General features: G+C 40.1%; 21 protein-coding genes. 17 read left to right on the top strand and 4 right to left on the bottom strand.

All coding sequences use genetic code 11. The features are described from left to right. Nucleotides 1–52 precede the first annotated feature (52 nt). From JT719_RS04915 to JT719_RS04900, 4 genes are all read left to right on the top strand, one after another. On the top strand, nt 53–1,426 hold the full coding sequence (locus JT719_RS04915) for a glycoside hydrolase family 43 protein (protein ID WP_207431378.1): 1,374 nt from the start codon (nt 53–55) through the stop codon (nt 1,424–1,426). Nucleotides 1,427–1,603: 177 nt separating this feature from the next. Beyond that, complete coding sequence (locus tag JT719_RS04910; protein ID WP_207431377.1) at nt 1,604–3,361, top strand: glycoside hydrolase family 43 protein; 1,758 nt, start codon at nt 1,604–1,606, stop codon at nt 3,359–3,361. A gap of 151 nt (nt 3,362–3,512) precedes the next feature. Next, nucleotides 3,513–4,463: an alpha/beta hydrolase gene (locus tag JT719_RS04905; protein WP_207431376.1), complete on the top strand. Its 951-nt coding sequence runs from the start codon at nt 3,513–3,515 to the stop codon at nt 4,461–4,463. A 453-nt stretch (nt 4,464–4,916) separates the two neighbouring features. Further along, nucleotides 4,917–5,639, top strand: a complete 723-nt coding sequence (locus tag JT719_RS04900; RefSeq protein WP_207433267.1) for an NUDIX hydrolase — start codon at nt 4,917–4,919, stop codon at nt 5,637–5,639. A 324-nt stretch (nt 5,640–5,963) separates the two neighbouring features. On the opposite strand, the gene JT719_RS04895 is transcribed toward JT719_RS04900, so the two are convergent. Both JT719_RS04895 and JT719_RS04890 read right to left on the bottom strand, forming a co-directional pair. Continuing rightward, a complete protein-coding gene (locus JT719_RS04895) occupies nt 5,964–6,254 on the bottom strand; it encodes a lysozyme inhibitor LprI family protein (RefSeq protein WP_278251848.1) in 291 nt (96 codons plus the stop codon). A gap of 228 nt (nt 6,255–6,482) precedes the next feature. Then, entirely contained in the window at nt 6,483–7,019 is a 537-nt protein-coding gene (locus JT719_RS04890) for a hypothetical protein (protein ID WP_207431374.1), read from the bottom strand. Nucleotides 7,020–8,034: 1,015 nt separating this feature from the next. Between JT719_RS04890 and JT719_RS04885 the strand changes: the two genes are divergently transcribed. The 5 genes from JT719_RS04885 (at nt 8,035) to JT719_RS04865 (ending at nt 11,692) form a co-directional block, all read left to right on the top strand. Next, nucleotides 8,035–8,847, top strand: a complete 813-nt coding sequence (locus tag JT719_RS04885; RefSeq protein ID WP_207431373.1) for a hypothetical protein — start codon at nt 8,035–8,037, stop codon at nt 8,845–8,847. 1,156 nt (nt 8,848–10,003) lie between these two features. Further along, nucleotides 10,004–10,474 (top strand): hypothetical protein, encoded by a 471-nt coding sequence (locus JT719_RS04880; RefSeq protein WP_207431372.1) that lies wholly within the window; start codon nt 10,004–10,006, stop codon nt 10,472–10,474. Nucleotides 10,475–10,476: 2 nt separating this feature from the next. Continuing rightward, complete coding sequence (locus JT719_RS04875) at nt 10,477–10,659, top strand: hypothetical protein (protein WP_207431371.1); 183 nt, start codon at nt 10,477–10,479, stop codon at nt 10,657–10,659. A gap of 117 nt (nt 10,660–10,776) precedes the next feature. Then, complete coding sequence (locus tag JT719_RS04870) at nt 10,777–11,238, top strand: hypothetical protein (RefSeq protein WP_207431370.1); 462 nt, start codon at nt 10,777–10,779, stop codon at nt 11,236–11,238. A 13-nt stretch (nt 11,239–11,251) separates the two neighbouring features. Continuing rightward, nucleotides 11,252–11,692, top strand: coding sequence for a hypothetical protein (locus JT719_RS04865; protein WP_207431369.1), 441 nt, complete (start codon nt 11,252–11,254; stop codon nt 11,690–11,692). 41 nt (nt 11,693–11,733) lie between these two features. Here JT719_RS04865 and JT719_RS04860 read toward each other — a convergent pair whose 3' ends face one another. Continuing rightward, nucleotides 11,734–11,871, bottom strand: coding sequence for a hypothetical protein (locus tag JT719_RS04860; RefSeq protein ID WP_207431368.1), 138 nt, complete (start codon nt 11,869–11,871; stop codon nt 11,734–11,736). Nucleotides 11,872–11,962: 91 nt separating this feature from the next. Between JT719_RS04860 and JT719_RS04855 the strand changes: the two genes are divergently transcribed. From JT719_RS04855 to JT719_RS04840, 4 genes are all read left to right on the top strand, one after another. Next, on the top strand, nt 11,963–13,453 hold the full coding sequence (locus JT719_RS04855; RefSeq protein ID WP_207431367.1) for a P-loop NTPase fold protein: 1,491 nt from the start codon (nt 11,963–11,965) through the stop codon (nt 13,451–13,453). 52 nt (nt 13,454–13,505) lie between these two features. Beyond that, nucleotides 13,506–14,321 (top strand): hypothetical protein, encoded by an 816-nt coding sequence (locus JT719_RS04850; RefSeq protein WP_207431366.1) that lies wholly within the window; start codon nt 13,506–13,508, stop codon nt 14,319–14,321. Nucleotides 14,322–14,619: 298 nt separating this feature from the next. Then, on the top strand, nt 14,620–14,964 hold the full coding sequence (locus JT719_RS04845; protein ID WP_207431365.1) for a hypothetical protein: 345 nt from the start codon (nt 14,620–14,622) through the stop codon (nt 14,962–14,964). Between the two features lie 317 nt (nt 14,965–15,281). Then, on the top strand, nt 15,282–15,446 hold the full coding sequence (locus tag JT719_RS04840) for a hypothetical protein (RefSeq protein ID WP_207431364.1): 165 nt from the start codon (nt 15,282–15,284) through the stop codon (nt 15,444–15,446). 297 nt (nt 15,447–15,743) lie between these two features. On the opposite strand, the gene JT719_RS04835 is transcribed toward JT719_RS04840, so the two are convergent. Beyond that, on the bottom strand, nt 15,744–17,198 hold the full coding sequence (locus JT719_RS04835) for a recombinase family protein (protein WP_207431363.1): 1,455 nt from the start codon (nt 17,196–17,198) through the stop codon (nt 15,744–15,746). A 320-nt stretch (nt 17,199–17,518) separates the two neighbouring features. Here JT719_RS04835 and JT719_RS04830 point away from each other — a divergent pair, with 320 nt between their 5' ends. The 4 genes from JT719_RS04830 to JT719_RS04815 all read left to right on the top strand — a co-directional run bounded on the left by JT719_RS04830 (nt 17,519) and on the right by JT719_RS04815 (nt 23,247). Next, nucleotides 17,519–17,959, top strand: coding sequence for a hypothetical protein (locus JT719_RS04830; protein WP_207431362.1), 441 nt, complete (start codon nt 17,519–17,521; stop codon nt 17,957–17,959). A gap of 562 nt (nt 17,960–18,521) precedes the next feature. Then, a complete protein-coding gene (locus JT719_RS04825; RefSeq protein ID WP_207431361.1) occupies nt 18,522–19,532 on the top strand; it encodes a helix-turn-helix transcriptional regulator in 1,011 nt (336 codons plus the stop codon). A gap of 62 nt (nt 19,533–19,594) precedes the next feature. Beyond that, complete coding sequence (locus JT719_RS04820; RefSeq protein ID WP_207431360.1) at nt 19,595–22,057, top strand: N-6 DNA methylase; 2,463 nt, start codon at nt 19,595–19,597, stop codon at nt 22,055–22,057. A 2-nt stretch (nt 22,058–22,059) separates the two neighbouring features. Then, nucleotides 22,060–23,247 carry a hypothetical protein gene (locus JT719_RS04815; protein ID WP_207431359.1) on the top strand — a complete coding sequence of 396 codons (1,188 nt, stop codon included), beginning with the start codon at nt 22,060–22,062 and terminating at the stop codon, nt 23,245–23,247.

The following is a 23,247-nucleotide window of genomic DNA, read 5'->3' as shown; positions in this document are numbered from 1 at the left end:
GCAACAAAGATAAAGTCACGGGAGGGTGGCTTTCAGAAATACCAGACGTAAAATGAAGATTCCTTTCAAAGTCATCTCTTGGATGTGGGTTCTTTGCCTGATCACTTTTTTTGCCCGGGCACAGAATCCTATTATCCAGACCATCTACACGGCTGACCCGGCTCCCTTGGTGCACAGAGACAGAGTGTACCTGTATACCGGCCATGACGAGGATACGGCCACCTACTTCAGGATGAACGACTGGCGGGTTTATTCGTCAGCAGACATGGTCAACTGGACGGACCATGGTAGCCCATTATCCTTTGAGACGTTCAAGTGGGCCAGCGGAGATGCCTGGGCCTCGCACTGCATTTCCAGAAACGGGAAGTTCTACTGGTACGTGACAGCCACAGACAAAACGCTGAAGAGACCAGTCATCGGCGTAGCCGTGTCAGACAGCCCTACCGGACCTTTCAAAGACGCCATCGGAAAACCGTTGATCACAAACCAGTGGGGAGACATTGACCCCACGGCATTCATTGATGAGGACGGGCAGGCATATCTGTATTGGGGAAACCCCAAGCTGTGGTATGTGAAACTTAACCAGGACATGGTTTCCTATGACCAGAAGGTTGGCGTGGTAGAGGTTCCTTTAACGAAGGAGAGCTTCGCGGTACGGCCCAATAACACCCAAAGAACCACCTCTTACGAAGAAGGTCCCTGGTTAGACAAGCGAGGCAGTTTGTATTACCTCTTGTATGCGGCCGGCGGGGTGCCCGAGCACCTGGCTTACTCCACCAGCACCAGCCCTACCGGGCCATGGGTTTACCGGGACACGATCATGACCGTGATCAAAAAAGGCGGGGCATTTACCAACCATCCGGGTTTGGTTGATTTCAAAGGGAAGTCCTATCTCTTTTACCACAACGGTGCTTTGCCCAACGGGGGAGGCTTCAGACGATCAGTAGCCGTGGAGGAGTTTTCCTTTAACCCTGATGGGACCATTCCCAGGATTTTACCCACCAAAGAGGGGGTGACCACCAGTGCGGCGTTTTTGAACCCTTTTCAGAAAACCGAGGCAGAAACAGGTGCCTGGATGCAGGGCGTGGAAACCAAGACACAAGGCAACACAGGAGTTTACGTGACCGATATTCAGGAGGGTGACTACATCAAAGTAAGATCCGTGGACTTCGGAGCGGGTGCCAAATCGTTCCAGGCTTCTGTGGCGGCGGGTGGTACAGGCGGAAGAATTGAGGTACGCCTGGACAGCCCCTCTGGCCAACTGGTGGGTACCTGTCCGGTGAAAAGCACCGGGGGAGAACTGAAGTGGAAAACCGCCGCAGGCAAAATTAAGGGTGCGACCGGGGTGAAGGATCTGTATCTGGTGTTCAAGGGAGGGCAGGGGGCTCTCTTCAACTTTGACTGGTGGAGATTCGCCTCTAAGTAAGAGCAGGAATGGCTTTACTTACTGTCAACGTGTTTTTCATCGTCCTTCGTCCTCCTGAAAGTGAAGGGTTGCTAACGTGAAATCTTGAGAAGTATACCAATTTACCTTTTCCTGCACTCCTGTTTTAGGAGAGTTTTCAGGAAAATACGCTTAAAACCAAACAGCTAATATTTAAAAATGAAGAGAATCAAATTTGGATTTGCTCCTATTAGAAATGGCCGGGTAGCCTTGCTCTGTGCTCTTGTGGTCGTGTTTTCTTGTATAGGGTTCAAGGCAAACAGCCAGAGTTCAAAGAAGGTTAAAAACGCCCCGGTGTTTTCTAATTCTGTCTATGAAGGCAACGATAAAGTCTATAAGGACTACCCGTTGAAGGAGGGGGAATTTTACAATCCTATTTTGCAGGGAGCGTATCCAGATCCTGCCATCACCCGCAAAGGCAACGACTACTATCTGGTGGCCTCGTCCTTCGCCATTTTCCCCGGGGTACCTATTTTCCATTCTAAGGATCTGGTCAACTGGACGCAGATCGGGAACGTGTTGGACCGGGTTTCGCAGCTGGATGTGCATGACACAGGAATCAGCGCCGGTGTGTATGCCCCGGACATTGAGTATAACCCTAACAATGACACGTTCTATATGATTGTGACGGCATTTGCCGGAGGGGCGGGGAACATTGTGGTGAAATCAAAAGACCCGGCCAAAGGATGGAGTGATCCGTATAAGTTGAAATTTGGCGGGATAGATCCTTCCCTCTTCTTCGATGACAACGGGAAAGCCTATGTGGTGCACAATGATGCCCCGGATAAAGGAACAGAACTGTATGAAGGCCACCGCGTGATCAAAGTGTGGGAATATGACCTTGAGAAGGACCAGGTCATTGCCGGAACCGACAAGATCATAGTAAACGGTGGGGTAGACCTCGCGAAAAAACCCATCTGGATTGAGGCTCCGCATATCTACAAGAAGAACGGACGGTATTTCCTGATGTGCGCCGAAGGCGGTACAGGCGGGAACCATAGCGAAGTGGTGTTCGTGAGCGATTCTCCCATGGGCCCCTTTACCCCGGCTCCTAACAACCCTATCCTGTCTCAAAGAAGTTTGAATCCCAACCGGGCAAACAAGGTGGATTGGGCCGGCCACGCCGATCTGGTGCAAGGTCCCGATAACAAATACTATGGCGTGTTCCTGGCAATCCGCCCAAATGAGAAGAACAGAGTCAACATTGGCCGCGAGACGTTTATCTTGCCGGTTGACTGGTCAGGTGAGTTCCCCATTTTCGTCAATGGCCTTGTTCCGCTGGAGCCAAAGCTGAAAACCCCGGCAGGAGTGGTGAACAAAACCGGAAAAGAAGGTTTCTTCCCCAACGGCAATTTCACCTTCACTGACAACTTTACTTCTAAAAACTTAGATTACCGCTGGGTGGGATTGAGAGGGCCCCGCGAGGCGTTTATTTCTCAATCAAAGAAAGGGTTGCAGATCAACCCCTTCCCGGCAAACATCAAGGAGCTTAAACCTACTTCAACGCTCTTCCTTCGTCAGCAGCACAACAGTTTCTCCTATACTACCACCCTTGATTACAAGCCTGCATCAGAAAAGGATCTGGCGGGGATTGCGTTGGTGCAAAGCGAGAAATTCAACTACGTGTTTGGTCTCACTAAAAAAGGAAATGACTCTTATCTGGTGCTGGAAAGAACCGAGAAAGGAGCCTCCAAAATCATTGGTAGCCAGAAAATAGATGCCAGGAAGCCTATCCAACTTCGGGTAAAAGCCGAAGGGGATGCCTACCAGTTTAGCTACTCCACCAACGGAAAAGACTTTGTGGATCTGGGCGGCCCTGTTTCTGGTGACATTCTCTCCACCAATGTGGCCGGCGGTTTTACGGGTACTTTGATTGGTTTGTACGCCACCTCGGCAAATGATGCACTTCCCCAGTAGAAGGGCATCGTTTACTCTCATTTTGCTTCACTAAGGTACAATAACCGAAGGGCAGGCAAAGCCATGTATCAGACCATCGATTCTCAGTAATGCATACATGAAAACCCTAACAAAATAACTTATAAAGTTCTCACCTATAAATTATCTCTCCATGGCTTATAGACCCATAAACTTCGCTAAAGCGTTTCTTTTGGCCACCTGCGTCATTTTCGCTGCCCCAGCAACGGCGCAAGACGGTACCATTTATCCACTCAAAACCCCTGCCGAGCCCAAAGCCATTCCGCTAGGTACGGGCGGGGTGGATGACCAGAAAGCCCCCGAGACCTGGTTCAAGCAGTGGGGCGATCCTATGGCGCGGAACATCTCCACTGCAACCCTGACGCCCTTTCTGCCTGCGCCTGGTAAGGCGAATGGCACAGCCGTGATTGTTGCACCCGGGGGCGGTTTCCGGTGGCTCTCCATGAGCAATGAGGGCTGGGAAGTAGCCCAGGCACTGGCTGATAAAGGAATTGCTGCTTTCGTGCTGAAGTACCGGCTGCACCCCACGCCGGAATCGCTGGAGGACTTCAAGGCCTGGATGGACCGACCCCGCAATGCCCCAGCCCCCTCCACCACTGCCTCGGCAAGTGCCACCCCGCCCAGCATGCCCCAACTAGACCTAACGAACCAGCTGGAGGATGCCGAAGCTGCCTATGCCCTGATTCTTAAGCGGGCCAAGGAATGGGGTGTGGATACGGGCAGAATTGGCATGATCGGTTTTTCGGCGGGTGCCGGTCTCACCATGCACTCTACCCTCAATTCCAAGACTATGAAGCTGGCCTTCATCGGCCCTATCTACGGCGGTATGGGTCCGGTGGAGGTGCCCAAGAACGCTCCGCCCATGTTCAACGTGATTGCCACCGACGATTTCCTTTTCCGCGGCCAGTTTGGGGTGATTGATTCCTGGTACAAAGCAGGCATTCCAGTGGAGTTCCACCTCTACCAGAACGGAGGCCACGGTTTCGGCCTCGGTAACCCAGACAAAACCAGCAACCGCTGGTTCGATGCCTTCATGCACTGGCTGGATGTTAATAAATTCCTCAAGCCCCAAGCTAAGAAGTGATCATACCCCTACTTGATAAGCAACACATCTAAGAACTGACAAATGAACCGACGGCTATTCACACCAAGAAGTAGCCGTCGGTTCATTTGTAAGGAATACACCTTCAACCATGCTCCTGGAAGGACTTACTCCCAGTGAGAATGGCCTTGCTGTGCTCAAGAAAGCTGAGGGATGTATTCTTCAGGGCTTACATGATGGGTATTCTGGTACATTTTGATGAGTGAAATTTCAAGAGTCAGGCTTTGTTAAGCCAAGAAGAGCTTAGCGCTTGGATTTAGCCAACTGCCAATCCTTGCCTTAATCAAGAGTAAAAACTTAATTCCCGTCAGCGGGAAAATTCAACTGCAATTCACTTGAACAGGATAGTTTAAATAAACAGCTATGGTGAAGCTTGAACCCAACCTATCGTATCAGCAAGATGGAACCCAGCAAACGAAAGCTACTGGCGGAAGGATGAAGTATTTAGGCCAAGCTAGGGTTCATGTTGCGGTTGATTGTATCATATTTGGGTTTGACGGAGATGACTTCAAACTTTTATTGATAAAGAGGGGATTTGAGCCTGAAAAACATAGGTGGAGTTTGATGGGAGGCTTTGTTCAGCCGTGTGAGAGCCTGGAAGCGGGTGCCCAGCGCGTTCTGAAACAACTTACAGGGTTGGAGGGCGTGTACCTGGAGCAAATCTCGGCGTTCGGGGAACCCAACCGGGATCCTGTGGAGCGCACTATTTCTGTTCCGTACTTTGCCTTGATTGACATCCAAAAATATGAGGCTCAATTAAGCTCTGATTACCACGCCGAGTGGTTTCTGCTAAGCGAGATGCCAAGCTTGATTTTTGACCATAATTCTATGGTGGAAATGGCGCTGACACGTTTACGCTATAAAGCAGCCCTACACCCTATTTTGTTTGAGTTGTTGCCCGAGAAGTTTACCCTTCCGCAACTGCAAACCCTCTATGAAAAGCTGTATGACTCCGCCTTTGACAAACGGAACTTTACCCGGCGAGTACTCTCCACTGGCCTGCTGGTGCGGCAGAAGGACAAAGAGAAAAAGCGTTCCAGAAAAGGCGCCTTCTACTTCAAGGTAGACAAAGAAAAGTACTACAGTAACTTTGAGGCTTGCCTGAAATTCATTCCAAACTTAGAGAAACTCTTAGGGAAAACAGGGAACTGGCGATAGTTTGCACAAAAGAGCCGGAGGCTTGTACCTGATGGCGTAAATGGCTTTCTGCTTGGTGTACTACTGGTCAGAAGTGCAATTCTTTTGTAAGTGTTCTATAAAGGTTCATTCCTTCGTGAACGTGAGCGGCCACTCTCCTTGATAGCTTCAGAACCAATCATAACATTTTTGTTAAGCGCTCCAAAGGTGGCAGTTGTCATACCTTAGCGCTAATCGGTTTCAAAATCGTATGATGGGGAATATGGCCCAACGCCTTGCATAAACAACGTGCGCGGCCGTCCGTTCTAGCATGGCTGATGCGCAATGTTGGGCTTAGTGCTTCTTTTAACTATTGCCTAGCTTCTTAATTAATTCTTCTACTCTTTTCCTTACGAATTGAGCTTTATCATCTATAGCTATCATTCTGCTGTCATTACCAGCGAACCCATTGCTGTTCTCTGCTGCGTATTCCTTGTCAACCTTTTTGAAATATGCATCTCTTTTCCCGAGCCATTTTAGTTGCTCATTTTTAAGTGCAGCTTTTCCAGATGGGTCAAGTGGTCTTCGAAGCTTGTTGTAGACTACATTTAACAAACTGTCCATTTGGCTGTAATATAATTGGGAGCAACCAAGCATGTTAGTTCCTCGGTCCAAACAAACTTTGTATTTATGTTCGATAGTCGTCAGTTCTTCTAGAGTCTGTGCCTGACTTGTGAAGGTAAGAAAGGCGAAAAAGGTAAAAAGGAGAGTAAATCGTTTTTGCTTCATTTTGTTTTTTATGCATTGCACCCAACGCACTAAGCTAAACGACGGGCGAGGCCGTCGGCCGAGACTGCCGTTTAGGTGTTGTTGTGGTACGTAGTTTTATTTGCAATTTGCTAATTGGGCAAAATCAACCATCACTTCATTTTCTTTACTGCTATACTGAAAATTTATGCTCTTTTTCCAATTATAAGGACAGGGAATAGTATTAGAGTTTAGATTCATTCGGGTTGTGTCAATATAAGCGATAAGGGTAGACCAGTGATAAAGTGGTTTCATTTTTGCCTGTTCTTCATTTGATAGCTTTGCATAATCATCAACTTTTATTTCTTTATTATAAACCAAAATAAATTTCCCTAAGTCTACAGTATCTTGATTTGCTTGAATATTGGCAATTCTTATGCTTGGACTATATGCGGTTCTTATTACAATGTCGAAGCGTTGCCTATTCTTCATTGATGTTCTAATTTGAAATTTGCCTTCAACATCAGTTATAACTTCAGTCTTTGATGTGCCAACTGTAATTTGACAACCAGGAACCGCCTCCCCAAACTCGTCAACTATTGTTCCCTTTACTTCAGTTATTTTTCCGCTATCTGAGAACAAAAAGGCAAGAAGTAAAGCGAAACAGATTTTCATATTTTTAATTTCTATGTACCACAACTACTGTATAAACGACAACATACGTTTATCTGCGCTATATACAGAGTCAAACATACGTTTAACCAGTTACCGTTGGTCGGATAAACGTAACTGGGCTAACGAATATACTATACATGACTTTGGGAATTCAAACTTCTAAGGGATTCCACGTTTAAAATTTCTAAGCGATACTCCTTAGCTTCGTATTTAACTAGCACTAAAAGAATCTATACTGTCCCTGTATCGTAGCCTAAAATCAAAAAAGCCTTGCAAACTTTCGTTTACAAGGCTTTTGGAGTACCCTCAAGCGGACTCATGTCGAACTTTTTTGTGGAAGATTTGGAGAGAATCATCAGATTTTATGATGATCATGAAGACCTATTCTTTTAAATGCGGTTAATTCATCTTCTAATTTTGGCTTCAACCTAGTACAAAATAACAAAGTAAGAACTGATTGTTCTATATAGCTTGAAGCTGTTTCAATAATTGATTCAGATGCTTTTCAAGGGAAGGTACCCTGCAATGGGAGTAGCTTAGTTGCTAAGCTTCGCACATACTTGCCTTATGTTATCTTTCCTATCTCAAAGTATTGAATCTATTGATACAATACGAGTGGAGGAATAAGAGGGGAATATGCACTAAAAGGAATGCCATATTCCAAAACTAGTAATTTGTTCCAATCGAGGGGTCAACTAAACTCATATAACTAATAAGTTTGGCTACTTCTTGATATAGTAGTTATAATATTAATTGATGATTGATTTATTAATATAAATTTTCTAAGTTGATTAATGGATTCAAAAAGCTATCTTGATTAACTGATTTAATAAGAAGATAGGAAAAATCATATTAATATATAGGTATTTGCTTATTAATGACATAATAGTATAAAAATATAAATGATTTTTACAAAAAAAATATATAATTATATTTTAGAAAATTTGTTGTATTTTAATTTAAAAATGTTTAAAATGACATAAATATATTAATAACCTTATAAACAAAATTCTATATGTTTAACTATACTCAATCTCAAAAGCTAATAGGTCTACTGACTAATGTTAGTAAAGTTTTATTTTGTCTTATTGCATTTGTTTTAATTTGCTCAGAATCCTATGGTCAGTATGTTCGCTTAAATCGTACTTCTGTAAAACATTTACAAAATATTGGTGAAGAAGTAGAACAGTTGGGAAATCCACTTAAACTAGGAGTTAGTCTCGGATATAACCTTGGTACTCGAAGTTTATACAACATGAGTATAAATCCAACAAATTATACAGTACAGTTCGAAAGAATTTCTCCAGCCACTGTTGTACTTTCAACTGCTGTTATGTTTAATGTAAAAACTTACTTCCTCAGAGAAAAAGTTAATCCTGCAGGACCTGCGACTCTAGCGAATACCCGAGGTCAGGTTTTTGCAATACCTGCAAGATGGTCTGTTGGAGCAGTTGTCAATCTTGCTCAATTCTCAGCAGAATCTAATCTATATAATGAGCAGATAGATGGAGGATTGGGAATAGGGTATGAACTGAATGAGAATATTTTTGTTTTAGGTTCGTTTGAGTTTATGTCAGTTAAACAACCTAGAGATTATTTTATTGATCAGTATAAGGGAAAAAATAGCCAATTGATAATTGATGAAGTGCCAGTCAAGAATTTTAATTACGATGATGATAATATCTTTATAAATAAGTATATACCAAGTGTTTCTTTAAAGATTGTATTCGGGTTAGCTTTGACAAAGCCAGCTACCAATGTTGATAATGCTAGTACTAAATCATTGATTAAAAGTTCTCCTAAGGAGTCTGAAGATGATGAAAAATAGAGATAATTTTTTAGATTATGAACTATCTCTGATGGAAGTTTAAGTCTTTATTATTCCAAATAAATAAGTTAATTGTAATATCAGTACTTGAATTAAATGCTTTGATGACTTGTAATTATAAAAGAGGGGTTTGAGTTTATGAATATTTCGCTAAGTATTTTTGAAAATATTGGAAGTAAGTATTCATGTTTTGGAATGTTACTTTTCATTTTTTCTTGTAGCGATGACGATGATTATCTGCGGACAAGATGTATGTCGTGTATTGCTGAGTCTAACAGTGGGAGAATTGTTAATTATTTAATCGAATGTAATAATGATGAATATTTAAAAAGCTACGCTGAAGGAGTAAGATTGTATTACAAAGAAAATGGTGATACTGTATTGGTAAGATGTATATATGGACAATATAATAACTAATTAATGCTCTGTCGGAGAAAAAAATAATGGTTTATAGAGTTTTTGTAAAGCAAATCAGTCTTTTTTAAATTGTAGAACAGCAAGTCGTAAATAGATCTAGTTTGATAATGTTTCCAAATTCTTTGAATTGAGAATTCGTTATAACACATTTATTGGTAATTTGTTTAAATGAAATAAAGATTGAAGATGTCGAACCGAAAAGATTAACTAGGTCTATCGCATAATTAACCCAATAGCAGCAAGTTACGGCAATAAAAAAGCGGACGTGTCACTGTCTAATATGAACAAGTCCGCTGGAGTACCCTCTAGCGGACTCATGTCTAACTTTTTCATAGAGGATCTGGAAAGTATCATTAGTTTCTATGATGATCATGAACATCTGTTTATTTGAAACTAGAATTTGCATAGGATGGAATAAGCAGAAGACTGTCATCGCTGATTTAAACCAGCAGCTGAACCTTGTTTCCGCTCAGAAAGGAACCTCTGCCGGTTTTGGCGCATGATTAAAAACTAGCGGTATTCGCTGCAAAATTCCAGCATCCTGAGACTAAGGAAGAAGTTTCCGCCAATGGTTTAGCCAAAAGTGCCGTATTGGTGAAGCTGCTATTGAAGAAAGGTCCAAGCCTTCTGAGTGGGCTTTTTCAATTCTAGATCACAGGAGCCGTAAGAAGTGTATTTTATATATAAGTTGGATAACCAAGGCAAAGATAGCGCGCCTGGTATACGCAGTATCGTGTTCGTGGCGCCTATCTCATGGTTCAACACCATCGCAGAGCCGGTGGAGTCTGCCACTGCTGGAAGCTCGGTGACCATCACGGGGCCGCACACGTTCAAGGCAGGGTATGGCTGGTTGCAGATGTACACCACCAAAGACACGCAGGAGTTCAAGCTGGAGCCAATCGGTGACGAAGACTCTGAGTCCGGTAAGATCACCGGTGAGATGTTCAACCCAGGGGATGATGCCATCAAGGCGGAGTTTGCCCGTCACATCAAAAACCACCAGTGCATTGTGGTCACCAAGTCATTGGAAGGCCGTCAGCTGCAGTGGGGCACCAAGGAACTGGGCGTGAAGATTGCCCCAAGCTACACCACCGCGAAAGTGAGTGGCGGTAAGCGCGGGATGACCTACGCCGTAAGCGGTTACCAGCTGGGCTTGCTCATCTATGAAGGTGCGCTGCCGTTGAAGGCTGATGCGGTGGTAACTCCGTAAGCATGGCCAAGGTGAAGCTTCCGGAAGGGGTGGCGCGGGAGTTTATCGCGCCTACCCACCATGTGAAGTTTGAGGTGCCCAACGTGGGCGCCGTTGACCTTCGGGAGATCACGCTGGAGCAGGCCAGGACACTCAGTGCGGGAGCACTCAAGGGTTTTCTGGTTCCCAAGCGTAAAAAGAAGTAGTTTTAACTTTCAATTGGTATTAAGGCCCTAGCTAATAGCTGGGGTTTTTTATTAGAATATTTTAATAATATATTTTTATAGTTATATTAACAAAGTATTACACTATACTTATTTTTTATGGTAAAAATTTATTTTATAATTCTAACAGTCTGTTTGATATGTAGTGTTTCTTCTTTTGGACAAAATCCTACAGAATCAAAAATTAGCCCTTTAGACTCTAACCTTAGGAAAAAGCTGGAAAGCGCTACCCCTGTAAAAGAGAGGAGTAAAGGAGAAGATGCGGAAAATGATACTAAAACAGGTGATATTGAAGTATCGGATTACAATTATGAATTATCCAAGTACTTATCAACATGTGTACTCATTTTCGGAGTATTAATCATGATTATGATTATCTATTTGATAAAAACGGCTCCAGATAAGTTTGAAACTGAGGCAATTGTTAGACTTTTAACTTTCCCGGTGATAATTATCAGTATCATTCTCCTAATTACTGCAGGATTTACTGATAAGCAAATTGCACCAGCTGTAGGGCTTTTGGGGACCTTAGCTGGTTATATGTTAGGTAAAGGCCAATAATGTATCAAGTCCAATGAAGAATATATATATATTAATCATAATAACTACTTTTTTAAATAGCTGTGTATCTAATGGAAGAGTAGTAAAAGTTTCTAATTGGGGGATTAAAGAAAAAAAACAATACAAGTTTCCACAAACACAAATTGAAAGATTATCGGGGAAAGCACCTACACGTATAGGTAGAGATATCATTTTAAGGAATGAAACTGAAAAAGAGTCAATTGTAGTTTATTGTAGTTTGAATGGAGACAATTATCAACGAATATATCTACCTATTATTCCTGATAAACGAATACACATGAAAAAAAATGACTCTATTCGATTACTTGTGATGACTCCAACCAACTCCCCCAATAAACCAGATATGGTAAGCGAGAAAGTTGCTGTAAGAGGATCTATTATTATGGTGATATTTAACGAACAAAAAGGAGTATATGATTTTTTTGAATTATGATATAAATACTTGTGTCATTGATTATTATGTTGATTTTACCTCTAACCCAAAAATATCAATAACATAAACACTAACACCACCAGCGCGGCAATCTGCGCTTTTCTGGGCGATTCTTCCTCTCCATAGCCGAAGAGGAAGGCCGCCCAGGCCTTTAGTAGTTCATGGAGTATCTTCTTCATAGGTTTGGTTTACGTTTAGAACTTATATTAGGTGAGTCTTGCTGAAATGGCAGCATACTTACGTATTTTGGGGCAAACTCACTCATAATCTATGTCTGAACAGCCCACAGTTTATCGCCTTATTTTTGATGAGCCAAATAAGCCATTCATAAATCATTTGAATTTGCCCCACAACGATCGGATAATATTCTCCGGTGCTTATGGGCTAGGAAAGTCATCTTTTATTTTAGACTTCTTCTCTGATGAAACCCAACAGGCTAATTTTGGCAAAAAGAGGTACAATCCTATCTACCTTAAACCAGTCAATTACTCAGTTGCGGCTAATGAGGATATTTTCAAATACATCAAGTTTGACATTCTGGTAGAACTGATCATCACCCATAAAGTGCCCTTGGATAATGAGGAAATAATTGACGAAATGTTAGCTAGTACATTCATAGCCAATAATGCTGCTGACATTCTTGCACCCCTTTTAGTGATGATCCCCTTTTTGGGAAAGGATTACTATGACATTTACAAGGAATTCAAAACCCTGCATACCCAGTTCCTGCAATTTAAAGCTGAACAGAAAACCGATCAAAGTCATGCTGATGAATTCTTAGACTCTGTATTCAGACAAGAGGGATCAATCTATGAAAGCAATATTTACACAGAGCTTATAAAACGGATGCTGGTTAAGTTAAAGGAGCTTACAGATCCCGAGATTGAAAACATCCTTATCATTGATGACCTAGACAGGATTGACCCGCATCACATATTTAGGCTGTTTAACGTTTTCGCCTCGCACTTCGATGAAAGGGTGGAGAAAGGAAATAAATTCGGCTTTGATAAGGTAATGTTTGTGTGTGACATCAATAACATTGAACATATCTTCCGGCACATTTATGGTGCAGGAACAGATTTTAACGGGTATTTAGACAAATTCTTTAGTAGACATATTCACTTCTTTGATAACAGAAAAGCTGTTGAAGCTATAATTGAAGATGTAGTAAATGGATTTGTCTTTGATGAGCCTAACAGTGAAGAACTTGCTAGGAATATGTTTCAGCGGGGAGGACTAGGTGAGACATTGAAATATATTTTAAGAGAACTGGTTGCACATGGTAGGATTAATCTGCGTGCTTTGTTTAGGTTCTCTAAAGAGAAAGTTCCTCTGCCTGTTAGATCAGTCCCCAATTTAGGGAGATCTGATATCTACAATATCCATGTTCCAATAGTATTGTTGGTTGAGGCCTTATTAAGGATTTTCGGTGACCATCATGACCTAAGCCAAACCCTTTTAAGTTGCAGGGTAGAGAAAGCCTCCATGGGAAGTTGGCTGGATAGGAATGAATTCTTAGGTATGATGGGTGTTGTGCTAGGGTATAGAACTCACAAGTTTATGGTAGATAGCAAATACCATTTCATCGATAGTGAGGCAGGGGTTGATTTTGAAGGGAGACTAGCTTATACAAGAAAACCTGATGGTTTTTATAGTGCTGAATTCAAATTAAACCAGCGTTACTCAGGCCCACAGCAACATACCTTTTATTTTTTATCTCAAGTTGTTCAGCTACTTAAAGAAATTGGCTATTTGAGATAGATCAAAAATATGCGAATGTAAAAAAAGTATACTTGTAAAAAATAATGTAGGTATGAATGATAATTCAAATAGCCTTAAAGACCTTATTCCGGTATTTGGCGTGTTTGCTGTTGCCATAGGATTGATAAAGATTTATTGTTTTTATATAAATTTTAACATTAACATTACTGATTACCTAGAAATATCTGAGGTGCTTACTCTTTTTTTTGATTCTCTGTTGTTGATTGGTTTTGGGTTTGTTTTTGGATTTATTGCACAAATCTTAAATATTGGGCTTATGGGTAGCCAATTTCAACAAAGCGACAACAACGAATACCTTAAAGAGAAAAACGTTTTTAGAAGGTATCTTAACTATTTTAAGAACAAAAAAAAGGTTTTGCTCATTTCTTTATTTCTTATAATCTTGATTTCTGCGCCATATGCAATAGTAAGCGGTCACTTGCATTCGCTTAAGTATACCGTCTTGATGGTTCTTTCCCCTTTTTTTATAATGTTTGTTTTAAATGAATTGGACTATGTTTATTCTAGTTTTACTGGTCTAAATTTAGAAAAATCAGTTAAATTTTATGTTATTATACTTTCTGTTGTTACATGCTATGTTGTTTTAAATTCTAAAGAAGAGGCTATAGTGACAAATGAAAATAAAGGCTTGTTTTCTATTGAATTAGGGTTTGAAAAGGAAGTCCTAAAAAGTAACGATTCAGTCTTTTATGTAGGCAGGACAAAAAATTATTTTATATTTTATAATTCTATTTTAAAACAATCAGAAGTGTATTCAAGTAAGGATTTGAAATTTGTAAAAATAAAAAATAAACCCGTTCACTCTTCTGGACACCCAGAGTCAGTTACTATATACAGCTCTAAATAGGGAAAATGATTATTACGAAGGTCCTGCTTCCCTAAAACCCCGTGGCAATTGCCGTCCTTTTTAGCCATTCCTGAATCCTTGAATTTTGCTTCATGGGTATCCAGGAATGGCTTTCTTCTGACCAAGACTTTGAAACCGGCAGGCTTCTGTATGAGGCGCACGACTCCAGCAGCGTGCTTAAATTCCTTTTTAAGCAAGGTGCCACACTCTACAACCAGAACCGCTTGGTGCGGGAGTTGGAAGATTTATGCCCTGTTAAGGAACCACTTCAGCCTGTCACCAAGGCACTGAGCAGGTATTGGAGAAACTTAGGCCTCTTATCTCCGCAAGGGCTGCCTATCACGCCCAACTGGGCATCAGTACCAAACAGGATGAACGCAAAGAGCTTGCGTTCAGAATCCTTGACTTATCTGATAAAATCACGCCGCTCTGGGATCTGTATGAGCACGCCAAAGAGCACGAGTACCTTCCTGAAGCCAAGAAAGAAGAACCGCTCACGAGGGACAAGGGGCTTCTGTACAAGTCCCTCACCAACCTACGCGCCCAACGCTCCAAGCTGAAGAAGAAGCCTGAGCGCCTGCTAGACTTGCAGGAGATGGAGCGGAACATCAAACGAATAGAGGAGGCGTTGGCATATGAATAAAATATAGGAGCGGCCCGTGGCCAGCGCCGATGAAACTACCTTTGAGTGGATCTATGCCTCCTGCCTAAGTGAAAGCGCGTCAAAGTAGTTCACCATCCACGAGAAGGAGCTGGAAGGAAATAATAACCCGGGTACGAAGGATGAGGACCTTACAATACAGAATGCTTCAGCTACTTACAAGGACTGACTGCCACCTCCAGCTACTCAGATATAAGCGTAGGGGATGGCTATAGATAAACCTTAAGGAGATAATAATTTACAAAGCCAAAAGGCGGACCTTATCAATCAAAACAAACATCCTAGCAGTACCATACAATATGCAGCGGAACAAAGGGGAAGATATAAAGGTGACTGATCAGCAATACAATGCCTTGGTTCGGCAGCGCGAAGAGCTTCGAGAAGAAGTAGTGAAGTGGCTTGCCCGGGACAGCAGCAGAAACGACTACATTGTGGAGGAATACCTGACAGGCAGGCATGATTAAACCCATCTTTTCGATAATCGCCATTTATGGTGCATCTCTAAAAAAGGAAAGCTGATGCAGAAGGCTAAAGAGTGTGGGTAGTATTTGAAGGTTGAAGCTGTTTTCTCCACCACCACCTTTGACGGTAGAGTGGAGGAATTGAACAGGTGGTCCTCGGAGGAGGTCACCAAGATACTACAGCAGTTCAAGTGCATTTAGTTTGAAGTTCTGCTGAATTTTGAAATTATGACCGAAGAAACGAATGTTCCAGATGCCAATACTTTTTTCTTCACCAGCCAGACCACGAGCAACATCCTTTTAGGGATGGAGTTTATACATCCTGTTTATTTTTATATTATTAAATTTGTTATCCTTCTTGTTGTAAGTTAATCCATCAATGGCAATTGTTTTTAGAAAAGGTTTCTTATCATAAACACTAAGTCTATTGTAAAGAGTATTCGGGTTTTTTATAAGGTTAATTATTTTTTGATGAATCAACTGAGCTTCGGGGACTTTTATGTCATTTAATTCATCCTGCAAAATTATTATGTTGCTTTCTGTATCATTCTTAATTTTTTTGTAAGTAGAGTTGTCGATCTCTCCATCCAGTTTAGAAAGCAAAAGATTTTCAAGCCTACTATCCAGCTTATCTAGTTCTTTGCGTTTGATTTTTTGTTTTTGAATAGCTTCTGAATATTTCTCTTTGTACTTGATTTCAATAAGATTAATTATATCCTTAATGAATGTTGTGTCAAGTTGTAGGCTGCTTAACAAATTATCATTCACCCTATGGACCTTTTTTCCCGGTATGTTCAACTTGCAACCGTGATTGCACTTGTAATAAGGTATGCCCTTTGTCAGATATCCAGTTAGATTTTTCTGGCAAGTATCACATCTGAGTAAACCGTTTAGTGGGATTTCTTCCTCATTCGTTTTCTTTTTCCTTTTAAGTGCTTTTTTTGAAAGTAGTTTTTGAACTTTATCAAATTCAGATATACTGATTAATTTCTCATGCCTTCCCATCACAAATGGAATTCCCTTGTCCATCAATGTTTTGTCAACCAACTTGCCGCAGTAAATTGGTTTTCTAAGTAGTTCTCCTAAATACTTTCTGTTTATATTTAATCCAAAACTATTTATCTCTGCTGTAACTTCTGTTAGAGTTCTTTTTTGTAGAATAAGTTTAAACGCCTTTTTTATCAACGGTGCATTCTTTGGGCATAATTGTATTGATGGTAGAAGGATATTGTTATCATCAAGCTTTCCTCTGTTATTACTAGTTATATACCCAAGCGGGGGTTTACTGGCGGATACACCTTGCTTTAATTTTGCCATCCTGCTAGTGATAGTGATTTCTTTCCGCTCATGGTTCTCTTGATTTGCCCTAAGAAACTCTTGAAAGATGTCCATTACTCCTTTGTCGTTTTCCGAGGTCATCCTGCCTCTGACAATATGAATATATATACCTACTTTTTTTAACTCCATTAAAGTGTTGCTTGCCAGTGGTAAGTATCGAGAAAATCTGCTAGCAGATAAGACTATCAAAGCATCAAACTTGTTTTTCCTATCTGTAAGTTTTTTCATCATCTGTTTGAATTTTTTGTTTTCTGCTTTAGCGCTTTCATATGCAGATTCGTGTTCAATAACACAAAACCCTAAACTCCTGGCATATTCGGTGCACAATGTGAGTTGAGTGTTTAAACTTCCATTTTCAAGTTGCTCTTGTGAGGATACCCTAGTCCATATCAAACATTTGTTCCTAACTATTTTCATGCTCATCCTCTTTCTCTTCTTCTTCCAAAACTAGGTTGATAGCTAGTATTATAATCGTTTCTAAATCTATTTGACTTTCCATCTAATCAGTGTCTAATCTGAGTATTATATAAAATGGAGTAGGGGAAGTTTTAAAATCGGAGAAAAATATTTTTAAGCATGTTTTATACAACTGATTTCTTGCTTTTGTATTTATTTGAATGTTTTAAAATTCTGATAATTAATAGATTGTAATCTATGTGAAAATTTAAATTTCAAATTTCAAAACTTTACTAAAGTGAGATTATATAAACATTATCAACATATTATAAATTAAAGTCATGGAAGTATCACAAGCAAGGAGTTACACAGAGAAGGGTTTGGAGGTTGAGGAAAGTTTAATTGAGACTTTTAGGAATGTTGTTTTGGAACAAAGGAATCTGGATGTATATGTGTCTTTAAAAAGTATAAGATCAGGTAAATGTATTACAGTTGATCAATATCATCTGAAAGGAGTAGGAGAGGGGTTCTGCTTGAAATCAAACAACAGGGTTAAAAATTATAAATTATCTAAATCCAAGGCTTTTGATGCCTATGGTGGTTTTTTTGCCGTCGTAAGAGAAGCCAAAACATTCACTTTTAATAACAAGGAAGGTAGATATACTTGTTCTGTTAGTCTGGAGCCTAATGATCCAGAAGCACAAATTGCGGTTTGTAGCTTTATTTTCGAAGGAATTGCTGCTAGGCATTATAAGATTGAGTCTTTATTATCAATTATGTAAACCCCTTTACTGAGTCTTCTTCCTAATGTATGTAGTTCCTACCAGGGCAAGGAAGAATAGGATTGTAATAGGCAATAAAGATTTGCTTGGGTCACATACTGGTGACGCTGAATTCAACAGAATGATGAAAGTATTTAGAGCTTTCTATCAGGAGACTTATGTTGTGGTGGAGTTAGTTGCAACCCTTGTGGAACCAGATTTTCAATTCCAGTTTTATAAATCGAGCGACGGCCTAGATTAATCTCCGGCCTAAATATAAAGAGCTGGGTGGTATTCTACGGGTACCATCCAGCTCTTTTGATTCTTCTAGGTGTTACTATTGTAAAGGGGCTGAGCGAAGATTGTGGCAACTTATAAATAGAAGCTTGGAAAGAAGCGCCTGTTCAACACCAATGAAATTATTATATTTACCAAAAGACATAAAGGAAAGCCATGATAGGTTTTTTGTTTAGTGAAAGGGGTTTTCTGCTTGTTTAACTATATAAAAAGTTAACGATCAACTATAAAAGTTACTATGGGGCCATCAACCGCTCAAAACAAACCATCGGTTTAACTATTTCACATGGCAACTAATAAACATGCAACCATAAGATACCATGCCCTAGACCGATGCTTCAGTAATCATGGCAAGAAATTCTTCATTGATGATCTTATAAAGGAATGTAATGACGCTATCTATGATTTCAGTGGAATAGAGGATGGCGTGAAGAGAAGGCAGGTATTTGATGATATCACTTTTATGGAAAGTGAGCAAGGCTGGGCTGTTCCCCTAGAACGGATAAAGGAAGGTAAGAGAGTGTATTACAGATATTCAGACAAATCATTCTCCATCAAGAACCAAGGAATCAATCAATCCGAGGCTGAACAGCTTAAAGAAACGCTATCCATTCTTAGTCGATTCAAAGGTTTGCCACAGTTTGAATGGGTAGAAGAAATGCAAATCCGGCTTGAAGACACCTTCAAGCTTAAAAGTGATACACAGACAGCCGTAGGTTTTGAGCAGAACCCTTATTTGAAAGGGCTAACCCACTTTACTGATCTATTCAATGCTATCCAAAACCAGCTTCCATTAGCAATTAAGTATCAGGGCTATAAACAAGAGAAGGCTTCGGACTTTGTTATTCATCCATGGCATTTGAAGCAGTATAACAATCGCTGGTTTTTATTCGGGTTGAATGAAGAATATCAATCTCTTTCAATTCTGGCAATTGACCGCATAATCTTTATCAGGGAGTCCAGAGAGAAGTTTATACCAAACTTAGATATAGACTTCGAAGAATATTTTGATAATGTAGTAGGGGTTTCAGTTCGGCCAGATGCCCCGATTGAAAAACTGGTAATCTCAATCTCTAACGAAACTTGGCCCTATATTGAAAGCAAACCTTTACATGGTTCTCAAAAAATAAAAAGTAAAAGTGACTCACAGGTGGTTATTGAACTATATGTTCAGGTCAACCATGAGCTCATAGCGCTTTTGTTCTCTTACATGAGTGGAATCGAAATCATAGAACCAGAGTCTTTAAGAGAAAGGTTTGAAAGCATAGCAGAAATCATTTATAAAAAATATATTTAACCAATGCACTTGTACTGCACAGATGGATCAGAGCTTTGGTTCATCAATCAGATACTTGTTTTATGATGAGAGAATTTAAGTTGGAAGATATTAATCCTGTAGCAGCAATCAAGGAGCAGATTTGGTCTATTTTCAATGTTCTGAGGAGTGAAAGCCTCTCTTCTGAGGATTACCATGTCGTGCTGTTTTTGCTATCAGCATATAATGATGGAATAGTATCAGAGGAGGTTCTTACTAACCATCACCATCAAAAAGCATTGTTTCAGCTTGAGTATTTTTTGTCCGATTTAAACATTTTGGATGAACAACTTGGAGCATTATACAAGTTTTTTGAGCCAGCCATAAAGCAGTTAAGTACAGCTGGATTAGCGGAAATTTTCCAAATTTTAAGCGGAATAGACAAAAATGTGCTATCAAAAAATTTTTTGGAGGTTTTTGATAGCGTGTTATATAGAATTTCTGAATCTCAGGGCAGAGTTGGTATAGAGTTTATTCAGCCGCTTGAATTGACCAGCTTAATTTGTAGGCTCGCTGATTTACCTGCAAATTCAAAAGTGTTTAACCCATTTGCCGGGTTGGCTTCTTTTGGTGTATTCTTTGACAAAGGGCAGGAGTATTTTGGTCAGGAGCTCAACCGGAAAACTTGGGCGTTAGGAGCATTACGACTTAAAGCATACGAGCGACCGGGAGCTTCTCGTTATGTTTGCGAAGATTCTATTCTAAATTGGCCTGATCCTACTCAGAAATTTGATCTTATTGTATCTAACCCTCCTTACGGTTTACGCCTGAATAATCGTTATAAAGATATTGAACCAGGCATTCGTACTGTTGAACAATTTTTACTTGAAAAGGGGGTGCATTCTCTTACTGCTGAAGGCAAGCTCATCACTGTATTGCCTCATGGATTTCTATTCAGAGGAGGGTATGAGCATCGTTTGAGAAAAGAATTGGTGAACAGTGATTTAATAGAGACTATTATTTCATTGCCAGCCGGACTTCTTTTAAGTACCGGAATTCCTTTAGTTATACTGGTCATCAATAAGGTCAAAAAGCTACCAGGCAAAGTTCGCTTTGTTGATGCTACAAAGTTTGTGGAGTCTAAAGGCTCCCGTAGGAAGGTGCTGAATGTATATCGATTAAATAGTGTGCTGCATGGCAGTAAGCCAGACAATGAAGTAGATCGGATTGTTGGTATCGATGAAATTCAAAAGCTAGATTATGACTTACAGGTTTCCCAATATTTTCAAAAGTATATTGAGGGAGTAAAACTCCGCGATATTCTAGAATTTGTCAGTGGCCGAAAAGAGAATATGCCACACACAGGAAAGGTGGTTCGAATTAAGGATCTGAAAAATGCCAAAGTAGATTTTAAACTTGATGTTAATTCTGTTCAGGAAACGACATTGAAGAGGCCTGGTATTCATTTGATTAATGAATCGTGTTTGCTTCTTGCAGTGCGGGAGAAAACACTTAATCCAACACTCTTTGAATTTACTGGCGAACCCATTTATAGGAACCAGGATATTCTTTCTTTCAAAGTAGATGAATTGGTTGTAGATGTTGCCTATATAATTAACGAGCTCCATGCTGATTATGTCCAAGAGCAATTAAACTCATATCGCATGGGGGCTTCAGTTATGCCTTTTATTAGAAGAGAAGACCTACTGGAGGTTAAAATAAAATTACCTTCTCTTAGAGAGCAAAAGGCTAAAGTAGAAGGTATTAATGAGTTAGCTGGAAAACTTAAGGATCTTCAGAGAGAGAGAAATGCTTTAGCGCACGGAAACTCTGTTAAGCAGTTTAGTGAATTTGCTTCTCTGAAACATACTTTAGGTAGACCTAGACAAAACATTTTAGACTGGTCAGACAACTTGTTGCATTTTTTTAGTACTCAAAGTGAAAGCTTTGCTTCTTTGAATAAAGCTTTTGCTGAATTTTATGATATCGATATCATAGCTTCTCTTAAAGAGATCAAGAGAGATGTAAACTTCATTACTGATGTACTTGAAAAAGGAGAGAATGGCTTTGTGCTGTCCGAATATGAAAAGGATATTATTCCTCTTTCGGATATTAATAATATTATTAATGACATTTCAGGTAATGGTTTCAATTTCAAAATCAAGAAGCTTCTTCTGAAAGGCGAGAAACTCAAAGAGCGTGGAATTTATGGCCACAGAACTCCTTTTATAACGATTCTCATCAATCTGTTGACCAATGCCAGTAAATATGGATTTGAAACTAAAGAGCTTGGTAATGAGGTAGTTATTGAACTAACAGAAATAGAAGAAATTCTTTTAGTTGAAGTAAGGAATAATGGTAAGCCTTTTCCTAAAAATTTCGATAGGGAGAAATTTATTACAAAGTTCTCTACAGCTAACTCAAATGCGGGATCTGGGTTGGGAGGATACGATATTCATCGCATAGCGACAGATTTTAACAATCCCGATTGGGAGCTATCTCTAAATGAGGATCCTATTTACCCCGTAAAGTTTAAGTTTCAATTTCCAATTAAATTAGTGAGCTAAGCATGGAAGAAAATTACTATAATATTTTGTGGATAGACGATGAGCATGAAACGTTCACAGCTACAAAAGGCAGAGCCAAAAGGAATGGTATTAACCTTATTTCTTTTAAATCCTTGAATGGCGGTATGAGCGAATTGGAACGAAATTATCCTTTTTATGATGGAGTGTTGCTAGACGCAAAATTTTTTGAAAATGAAGATGATGTCAAAGACTCTGAAGACACCGATTTTGTACACAGAGCAAAAGAACAAATACTTCAATTAAAAAAGAAGTTTGTAATTTTTGTTCTAACCGCCCAAGCAGAAGCATATGAAGATAAAACCTTTAATAAGGCTTTTACTAAAGTTTATAAAAAGGGCAGTGATGAAGAAATAGAACGCCTTTTCAATGATATTAAACAAGCTGCTGCTTCCCAAGAGGACACGCAGCTGCGGCATACTTATAAACGAGTTTTTGATGTCTGCACCGAAAAATATATTGGCGAATATGCCGGTCAGGATATTTTAAAACTTTTGAAGGTTGATAATGAATCGAATGTCAATGATCACTTCAATGCTATTCGGAAAATTGTTGAAGACCTTTTTTCTGCTTTTAACAAGTTCAATTTGCTTCCTTCTGAATTTGTAAATCCAAATGTGGCATTGAACCAAAGTAGCATTTTCCTTGCCGGGAAAGCACAATATGATACCACAGATTCAATTTATAAACAGCACACTCACCAGGAAGGCACCCACCTACCACAACAAATAGCCAACTATCTTAGAAACATTTTGTCGGTTACACAATCTGGGTCGCATAGGTCTAACATTGACGAGCATGTAAGAACTTTAAAAACTCCTTACCTTTTTAAAAGTGTATTTTATCAGCTTATAGATGTATTGGTGTGGTTTAAAATGTATGTAGATTCAAGCCCTATGACTAGCAACTGGGTGAAGTCAGAAATAAATACAGAAGAAAAGGGAGAAGAATCTAAAAATTTAATTCGTGGTAAAGTAATCAATATACATCCACAAAAGGGGTTTGCTTTTTTTGAACCAGATGCAATAGGTAATAATGTTTTTATACCACCTCATTTGGTAACTCAAAATAATCTGCAGGATAAAATGCCAATCCAGGCAGAAATAGAGGAGTACACCGATACACGAACAGAAGAGCAAAAAAACAGAGTAAAACGAGTAGTAATAGCTTAA

Origin of the sequence: Sabulibacter ruber, assembly GCF_017355955.1 — a bacterium.
Classification (GTDB): domain Bacteria; phylum Bacteroidota; class Bacteroidia; order Cytophagales; family Hymenobacteraceae; genus Nibribacter; species Nibribacter ruber_A.
This window is presented reverse-complemented; position numbering and strand designations above follow the sequence as displayed.

Excerpts from the sequence above, each read along its gene's own strand:
- JT719_RS04860 (WP_207431368.1), bottom strand. The coding sequence starts at position 11,871 with ATGAAGAAGATACTCCATGAACTACTAAAGGCCTGGGCGGCCTTCCTC.
- JT719_RS04875 (WP_207431371.1), top strand. The coding sequence starts at position 10,477 with ATGGCCAAGGTGAAGCTTCCGGAAGGGGTGGCGCGGGAGTTTATCGCG.
- JT719_RS04885 (WP_207431373.1), top strand. The coding sequence starts at position 8,035 with ATGTTTAACTATACTCAATCTCAAAAGCTAATAGGTCTACTGACTAAT.
- JT719_RS04915 (WP_207431378.1), top strand. The coding sequence starts at position 53 with ATGAAGATTCCTTTCAAAGTCATCTCTTGGATGTGGGTTCTTTGCCTG.
- JT719_RS04830 (WP_207431362.1), top strand. The coding sequence starts at position 17,519 with ATGGAAGTATCACAAGCAAGGAGTTACACAGAGAAGGGTTTGGAGGTT.
- JT719_RS04910 (WP_207431377.1), top strand. The coding sequence starts at position 1,604 with ATGAAGAGAATCAAATTTGGATTTGCTCCTATTAGAAATGGCCGGGTA.
- JT719_RS04900 (WP_207433267.1), top strand. The coding sequence starts at position 4,917 with ATGAAGTATTTAGGCCAAGCTAGGGTTCATGTTGCGGTTGATTGTATC.
- JT719_RS04815 (WP_207431359.1), top strand. The coding sequence starts at position 22,060 with ATGGAAGAAAATTACTATAATATTTTGTGGATAGACGATGAGCATGAA.
- JT719_RS04870 (WP_207431370.1), top strand. The coding sequence starts at position 10,777 with ATGGTAAAAATTTATTTTATAATTCTAACAGTCTGTTTGATATGTAGT.
- JT719_RS04905 (WP_207431376.1), top strand. The coding sequence starts at position 3,513 with ATGGCTTATAGACCCATAAACTTCGCTAAAGCGTTTCTTTTGGCCACC.
- JT719_RS04840 (WP_207431364.1), top strand. The coding sequence starts at position 15,282 with ATGCAGCGGAACAAAGGGGAAGATATAAAGGTGACTGATCAGCAATAC.
- JT719_RS04865 (WP_207431369.1), top strand. The coding sequence starts at position 11,252 with ATGAAGAATATATATATATTAATCATAATAACTACTTTTTTAAATAGC.
- JT719_RS04890 (WP_207431374.1), bottom strand. The coding sequence starts at position 7,019 with ATGAAAATCTGTTTCGCTTTACTTCTTGCCTTTTTGTTCTCAGATAGC.
- JT719_RS04825 (WP_207431361.1), top strand. The coding sequence starts at position 18,522 with ATGGCAACTAATAAACATGCAACCATAAGATACCATGCCCTAGACCGA.
- JT719_RS04835 (WP_207431363.1), bottom strand. The coding sequence starts at position 17,198 with ATGAAAATAGTTAGGAACAAATGTTTGATATGGACTAGGGTATCCTCA.
- JT719_RS04855 (WP_207431367.1), top strand. The coding sequence starts at position 11,963 with ATGTCTGAACAGCCCACAGTTTATCGCCTTATTTTTGATGAGCCAAAT.
- JT719_RS04850 (WP_207431366.1), top strand. The coding sequence starts at position 13,506 with ATGAATGATAATTCAAATAGCCTTAAAGACCTTATTCCGGTATTTGGC.
- JT719_RS04820 (WP_207431360.1), top strand. The coding sequence starts at position 19,595 with ATGATGAGAGAATTTAAGTTGGAAGATATTAATCCTGTAGCAGCAATC.
- JT719_RS04895 (WP_278251848.1), bottom strand. The coding sequence starts at position 6,254 with ATGCTTGGTTGCTCCCAATTATATTACAGCCAAATGGACAGTTTGTTA.